The following is a 6,635-nucleotide window of genomic DNA, read 5'->3' on the forward strand; positions in this document are numbered from 1 at the left end:
TTGTTACATTAATGTACTATAATGAACTATCGCTAAATATAAAATTATTTTATTTAATACTCATTTGAATCTATTGGATAACACAGGGTACTATTTATGAAACGCACTTACATTGTAACTGGAATCATTATTTTTTGTATAGCAGTATTTTTATTAATTCTATCTGTTCATAACACCAATCAACAGGATGATATTTCTTCAAAAACACAATCTCTGCTTAATGTGTTCCAATTTATGTCTGCACCTGAACCACAAGAAGAAGTTCCTCCCGTTGACCCTGAAAAGGTTGAAACATATGAAATTGAACAGGCAAATTTTATTAAAGAGATAATACTGGAAAAAAATCCTGTATGCGCAGGTGAAGATTTTAAAGTTACTGTTATTGCCAAAAATCCTTTTGGACCTGATGCACATTTAGTGTATCGCATTAGCAACAAACTGGGCAATCCTGCAATTTTACGGTTTACCAAGGCAGGTTTACGCGAATTCTATGTAACAGTACGTGATGAAGGCAAACATATTGATATGCGTAAAGTCCAGATAAACGTTGTGGATTGTGCCGATAAACCAATAGTTACATTGAGTGCGCGGTTACATAATCTTGAACCTGAATCAGCAATATTTGAAGTCATCTCACAGAAAGGGCTGTCCGGTAAATGTACCTATGATTGGGATTTTGGCGATGGTACATACGCAACAACACAAACGGGATATATTACTCATAGTTACGCCTCACGTGATCAGAAAGGATTACAGTCAAGCTTTATAGCACAGGTCAAGGTAACTGATGCTAACGGAATATCTGCTATTGGCAGAGGCAGTATTTCATTCCCTAATGTCCATTATCTATCCAATCTTATGGGAAATCCAGTAATTCCAGTTCTTTATAATAAATTTCCAGCCATTGATAATGCTTACATCACTGTTGAAATTAATATAAAAAATATTTTTGATGAACCAGTTGCGTTCAATACTGCTGTCCTTGAATGCAGGCCATGCAATACTACACTTTCACCTGATTATAAAAATATTAATCCCGACCAAATTTTAGAATCAACATATATAGCTCCAAAATCGTCCGTGAAACAATTGCTGAAAGTGCCAAAATCATTATTACCCAGGTCTACATGCAATCTCAATATTACATTATCAGGGCCATATCCTGATAAACGTGAAGTATATGCAAAGATTTTTCTCAATATACCTCCACAGTCAAAAGATGATATTGACACATCACGGGATAAAATAATTACTGACGATGAAATGATACAAAAGCTTAATAAAGCGGCTCAAATACTGGGAAAAGACAAGCCTATAACACCACAGGATATACAAAAATTAGAGCGTGAAGGTAAATTATAAGGGAACTTCTAAAAACTGTTTTTGCGGATGTTCCCTTGTGGGCACAGTATATAAGATAAAACTGCTTTCTATTATATACATAATTTCGGAAGAAAGCAGTTTTTTTTAGGTGCCCATAAAATATTTATGCTAACAGTATAAACAGCAACATAGCAATAACAATTAAACCTGCTACAATTCCAATAACCAGGCTTGTTTTTGAAGAAGTAGCCTCTTCATCGGTAACTGCAAGTTTAGTTTTTACTTTTATATCCTGTTCTTCTGTTGCTTTGCCATAAAGGCTTTCGGTAATTTTTGCAAAAAGAGTATACCCCTTTTTCTTATTATAATTTACTGAATAAACTTCAGCTTCAATTGGGGTGTTTTTATTGTCAACAATCAAATTCAATGTTTTAGCAATATCATATCCATACGGGGTTGATGTATCGATTAATACATAAATAAGATCTCCTTTTTGCAATTGTGAAACCTTTTTGCCACTAGTTGGCGATAATACTAAATCAACTGCAACCAGCTTTTTATCAAATTTACTATCGCCCTCCCCTTGATCTTCCTTTTTGTCAAACTGCGAAGGGTTATACAGCATATGAAACCTGATAACATCTGTGCGGTGCAATTCAGCTCGTACCTGAATATCTTTAAATTGCTGTAACAAAGATGCAAACAACTGGCTGGCTAAACCTGATGCTTCATGTTCAATTGCATGTATTAAAGCATCAACATCTACTTTCCATAAATTTGACTGAATTTCATGCTGAACAGGTGTAAATCTGTTTGTTTTTTGTGCTGCCTTAACAATTCTGCTAAATAGATCATATAATGTATCACCACTTTTTACTTCAGATTGTACCACACTGGTATCATCTAACCAGCAAAAGCAATATAACAATTTGTGTGTTGTACAATTGACAAAGCAAAAACAAATTCCGCTAAATTGGCTTGAATCAAGGTAAAGCATAGTAATGCCAATATCTTGTTTGCTTTTTTTTATAGATTCCTCAGCTACCTGTCTATCATTATCATAATACCGTTCTGCAATTTCCACCTGCTGAGACAACGTTAATGAATCAATTTTCTGGGTAATAATTATTTCATTGTATTGTGCATTTGAAATACTGTCAAACTCAGAATATACATCAATTATATCAATATTTAACGCTGACTTAATTATACGTTGTACTTCATTTACTGCGGTTATTGGATTATTTTCAATATTATTGAGCAATACATTTATATTTTTGTGATCCACCCTTTGCAGAAGATAATTTTTAATGATTTCAAAATATTCTTTTTGAACGGCATATTGCTGGGATGCTATGGTAATAGCTTCAATAAAATCAATAGATGAAACATTAGTACGGGCATTCTTTAAATTATCCCCTGAAATGAAAACCCCATTGACACCTATAATTCTGTTATTTTCCTTATCAATAACTGTCAAAAGTAATCCAGATATATTGAGTTTGGCACAATATGCTTTACTTTTTATTGAGATAAGTGTTTTTGCTGGCATAATGATAATCCTTAATATAATATATAATTTAAACACACAGTATGAGCAAAAGCAATCCTTTTTTGTTAAATTAATTTTACCATTATTTTAATAAATATTTTCACCAAAATATTGTTGACGTTTTGTTAATTTCAGCATTTATAATTTACTATCATAATAATAAATAAACAGGGATTAAACAGTATGAAAAAATTAATACCTAAATTAAAAAATAGAATATCCGAGTTAAAAAATTTCATTATACAGATAATTAATCAGATTTACCGTGGTGAAGAAGCTTTCAACTGGCTAACTACAAAAATAATCAATACCATTAAAGTATTTATCGTTGCATCGCGAAAATTTATGAAAGATGACTGCCTTACAAAATCATCTTCGATTGCTTATACCACAATTGTTTCACTTATTCCAACGCTTGCAGTGGTGCTTACTATCTATTCCATATTCTCAGGTGTGGGCGACAAAAAAGATGAACTATTCAGGCAAATTACACTCTTTCTTGTAGAACATAACATAAAAATAAATGTTGATCCGTTCTTCCAAACAATCAGTACATTAATTGATAACGCAGCTAAAATAGGTGGCATAGGCGCTGTGGTTTTGGCTTTTTCAGCAACTGCTGTTTTAAGAACTCTGGAAAAATCCCTTAATGATATCTTCAGAGTTACCAAACAACGTTCAATGTTTTTAAAAGTAATCTATTACTGGGCAGCTTTGACACTGGGCCCAATTATGATTATTGCAGCAACAGCCGTCGCAACACAAATCTCAAATACATTATCAGCCCCCCATCTGCAAGCGATAGTTCATGATAATAATGCCCATTACGTAGTTGGAAACAAAGCCTCCATACTCTTTAATAATAAAGATGATCTTAATTTTACTCCTCTGCCCATTGAAAAAATTGATTTTGATAATCAACACATTTTTTCATACAATCCTAATGACAAGCAGTTTAATGCAGAAGAATTCAGAATAGAACTCATTGAATATAAACGCACCAAATTTTCTGACATTACCTTTGCAGGCCAGAAAGGATTCATTATTGGTGATAATGGAATTATACTCAAATCATATGATGCAGGCAAATCATGGCTTATAGAAAAATGGGGCAATTTTACTTTTAACGATATTGAAATGCTTGATGAAAATACAGGGTTTATTGCTGCAAACAATGGGTATCTTTTAAAAACCAATGATGGTGGCAGGTCCTGGCAGGTAATGGAGTGGGAAAATGTAACATCTAATTTTAATGCAATATGTTTTTACAAAGATAAAGGAATTATAGTTGGCGATAGATCATATATACTAACAACTATCGATAAAGGGAAAACCTGGCAAATAAAACAGCTTGCTGAAGGTAAATACAAAAAGAATTTCCTTAATTTCAACGATGTCCAAATAATTGATGATAACATGTCAATTATTGTGGCGGATGAAGGATATTATTTAACAAGTTCAAAAAATTTTACCTCCTGGGCCGCTCACAAGTTTAAGGATAACAACCTGTATGCAGTATATTTCATTAATCAAAACGAAGGTTTTATAGCAGGCGAAAAAGCTGATATTTATATAACGGCAGATGGTGGTGAAAAGTGGACTGTTAAAAAGCTTAAAGGGGAACGTATTAATCAACTATCGCTTTACAATACTATGTTGTGGGCAATTGGGAACAATAGTTTTCTGATGCTTTCAAAAGATATGGGATCAACATGGCAAGGCCTGAAGGGAAGCAGTATTTTAGTGTATCTGCTGAATTTCTTTGCACCCTTCTTCTTTATATGGATCTTATTTTTAATGTGTTATATGATATTGCCTAACACTAAAATACCACTACGGCCTGCTGCAATTGGTGCATCATTTACCAGTGCTGTGTGGGTTATCTTTATTTTATTGTTCATTGTATACATTAAAGCCTTTGCCAAGAGCACTTTTGCCATTTATGGAGCTCTTGCTGCATTCCCAATATTTTTACTGGTGGTGTATTCTTCAGCTGTGATCATTTTATATGGTGCTGAAATTTCATACGTTTTGATGAATCCATTAAGCTATAAATATTTAAACAGGGCATTGAAGGATAAAAAGGATATTCATGTTTATTCAGCTATAGCCATATTACACCATATTTATAAAAAGTTTGAATCAGGAAAAGGCGCAACAAGTTTTCAGGAATTATTACCAATGACGCTGAATGATATTGACCTGCTTGATATGCTGTTAGACCTTTTTATTAAAGAAAAGTTTATAACACACACTGAAGACTTTGGTATCATCCCGGCAAATGCAAGTAAAAATATCAGCATAGCTAAAATTATTGATACAATTTATAGCATATCACTGGATATTCCAATAACCAAACAGGATAAGCTGAAATCGTATTTAGCTGATGTATTCAAAGATATGAAGCAATCACTTGAGGCTATTGTCAAAAACAAAACATTAGCTGATGTTATCAATGCCACAGAATGATGTGTATAGTCTATTGTGATACTATCCTGAACAAAAAAGGAATAACTATCACTCTACCCTGAATTTCATCAGGTACTTTGCCAAAGTTTTTTGACAGGCGTATTGCATCAATACATGATTCATCGATGGCTTTATTCCCTAATGAATCCACAAGTACAACATCAAGAACATTACCTTCACGGTCCATGGTAAAATATAATTTAACATCCTGAGTTGGCACTGCCATAATCCTCATCCTGCCGGGTGCCATACTCCCTGTCATTGGATTATAGCCATATATTACTGCATTGGCAAGAAGTGGTGGGTGCCAGTTGGCAGCAACTTTATCTTTCATATTTTTGAAGTATTCAAAAGGCTTGAATTTTACTGTATTGAAAGAAAAGAATCCATCACTGGTAAAAAAAAGCGCATTCTTTGGTGTAATGCTATATTTGTCAGGGATGCGTGTAAATTCATTATCACCCTCAAATTCAGGGACTCCTCCCGCCTCTTCTTTAAAGAAAGTAATGCTGTATTCTGTATTTTCCTGTGCAACCATGATTTTGTCTTTTGCAGCTGTGCTACTTGCAATTCCACCTTTACCTAACTGCCTGACCCCTTTTTGCATCTTAAAATCCAGTGAATTATTGAGCCATCTATCACCTTTTTCTTTTGTTATATAACCTTTAGCTTTTGATGTTTTATCTGAAAGAAGTGTATTCTTATTTATGTCTTTGATATCATCCTGATTGATGTTAACAATTATATCCCTGCCTTTAAATAATGAATCGGCTTGCTGTTTTGCAAAAACTCCATAGCGTATTTGTGCAATTAAAAAAGAAACAATCACAATACTGTGCATGAAAAATGAAACCAGAAGTACCAGGTCAAATCTTATTTCGGCGCGTTCCATCTTCCAATACCTTTTCTGTATACTTTTGTTTGCCCACGCACCTCTTCAAGCAACGTACGATGTTCAGCAGTATATGCAACATTGCGGCGTGACATCATTGTTTTGCATGTAGCAAAAAATTTATCCTCCGAAGGCAGATCAACAATCTTGCCATCAATATACCAGCTGAATGGCGGTATAAACTTTGGCGTAATTGCACCATTGTGAATGACCATGCAACCAGGTCCCATAACAGTCCCGGTGTTGATTAATGTTCCTATACTGGTCATAGTGTAATCACCTATAAAACATCCCACCTTAAGTAATCCAGTGTTTATTTTCTCTTCCCCTATGAGTAATTTAACGGTTGTATAATTATTTTTCAAATCACTGTTGGTTGTCAGAGCTCCTAAATTTACC

At 33.9% G+C, this 6,635-nt stretch carries 5 protein-coding genes; 2 read left to right on the top strand and 3 right to left on the bottom strand.

The genetic code is table 11. The features are described 5' to 3' along the window. Positions 1-96: 96 nt before the first annotated feature. Positions 97-1,362, top strand: coding sequence for a PKD domain-containing protein (locus AB1444_12135; GenBank protein ID MEW6527398.1), 1,266 nt, complete (start codon positions 97-99; stop codon positions 1,360-1,362). Between the two features lie 124 nt (positions 1,363-1,486). Here AB1444_12135 and AB1444_12140 read toward each other — a convergent pair whose 3' ends face one another. Beyond that, the gene (locus AB1444_12140; protein ID MEW6527399.1) at positions 1,487-2,875 is read right to left on the bottom strand and encodes a hypothetical protein; all 1,389 of its coding nucleotides are present in this window, start codon (positions 2,873-2,875) and stop codon (positions 1,487-1,489) included. A gap of 183 nt (positions 2,876-3,058) precedes the next feature. Between AB1444_12140 and AB1444_12145 the strand changes: the two genes are divergently transcribed. Then, positions 3,059-5,344, top strand: coding sequence for a YhjD/YihY/BrkB family envelope integrity protein (locus tag AB1444_12145; GenBank protein ID MEW6527400.1), 2,286 nt, complete (start codon positions 3,059-3,061; stop codon positions 5,342-5,344). Between the two features lie 10 nt (positions 5,345-5,354). On the opposite strand, the gene AB1444_12150 is transcribed toward AB1444_12145, so the two are convergent. Both AB1444_12150 and AB1444_12155 read right to left on the bottom strand, forming a co-directional pair. Further along, positions 5,355-6,236: an energy transducer TonB gene (locus AB1444_12150; protein MEW6527401.1), complete on the bottom strand. Its 882-nt coding sequence runs from the start codon at positions 6,234-6,236 to the stop codon at positions 5,355-5,357. Continuing rightward, on the bottom strand, positions 6,218-6,635 hold a 418-nt coding region (locus tag AB1444_12155; protein ID MEW6527402.1), incomplete at its 5' end, for a hypothetical protein. The genes AB1444_12155 and AB1444_12150, both read right to left, overlap by 19 nt.

Source organism: Spirochaetota bacterium, from assembly GCA_040756435.1.
In the GTDB taxonomy this organism is placed as follows: domain Bacteria; phylum Spirochaetota; class UBA4802; order UBA4802; family UB4802; genus UBA4802.